The following is a 727-nucleotide window of genomic DNA, read 5'->3' on the forward strand; positions in this document are numbered from 1 at the left end:
CCCCGTCCGTTCGGACAGTTTTGTGGGCTTGATAAGCTATACCCGATTGATGTCATGCCGGCATTTGGGGGCGAACTGGAAATCGTCGCTCGATTCCCCGATCATGCGGTGAAGATCCGCAATTTCTCCGAATTGAACGCGAAGCGGGGGCGTTTGAGACTTACGCCAGTCCCGCCGATTACCGCTATGACATACGTAAACGCCCGAACACGGGATTTGTGATGTTCCGACCGTGAGTTTTTCGATGCCTCATACCCTGTTTTTTTGCGGAAATGGGGGGTGGCGGCATGGTAAAAGATACGAAACGCAAACTCGGCGGTATCGTCCCGGCCAACGATAACGGGCCGGTCGATCCTGCCGCGAAAGCGCGGTGCGATGAACTGATGTTTGCCCTGGCGAGCGCAATAGGCCGCCAGATCGCCCGCGAAGAGTTCGCCCGTCGGAAATTGGGGCGGGCGGCCAACGACAATTGTCCTCTTCCCGGCCATTGCCCGGACGGGAAGGACAGGCCGGAAAGGGGAGAGTGAATGACCCGCGTAGCTCTTTATGCCCACCATTCGTCCGACAACCAGAGTGCGGCCTCCATCGAGGACCAGTTGCGCCTGCGCGATGAAATGGCCGTCCGTGAGGGCTGGCCCATCGTGCAGACCTATCGGTGTTGATTTTCACTGAGAACTGATGGCGTGGACGGCTCCCTGTGGTCCTGAGAGGATGCTGAGGAGTTGAA

3 protein-coding genes are annotated in these 727 nt (G+C 58.0%); all 3 read left to right on the forward strand.

From position 1 onward, the window contains the following. Nucleotides 1–222, forward strand: a 222-nt coding sequence (locus B7449_RS16135) for a hypothetical protein (protein ID WP_048883831.1), incomplete at its 5' end; no start/stop codon positions are given. A gap of 65 nt (nucleotides 223–287) precedes the next feature. Further along, nucleotides 288–527, forward strand: a complete 240-nt coding sequence (locus B7449_RS16140; protein ID WP_048883832.1) for a hypothetical protein — start codon at nucleotides 288–290, stop codon at nucleotides 525–527. After that, nucleotides 528–662, forward strand: a complete 135-nt coding sequence (locus tag B7449_RS16145) for a resolvase (protein WP_025440200.1) — start codon at nucleotides 528–530, stop codon at nucleotides 660–662. Nucleotides 663–727: the final 65 nt, after the last annotated feature.

Source organism: Komagataeibacter intermedius TF2, assembly GCF_000964425.1.
Lineage (GTDB): Bacteria > Pseudomonadota > Alphaproteobacteria > Acetobacterales > Acetobacteraceae > Komagataeibacter > Komagataeibacter intermedius.

What these genes read in the sequence shown, in the direction of transcription:
- B7449_RS16140 (WP_048883832.1), top strand. Translation starts at nt 288, where the DNA reads ATGGTAAAAGATACGAAACGCAAACTCGGCGGTATCGTCCCGGCCAAC.
- B7449_RS16145 (WP_025440200.1), top strand. Translation starts at nt 528, where the DNA reads ATGACCCGCGTAGCTCTTTATGCCCACCATTCGTCCGACAACCAGAGT.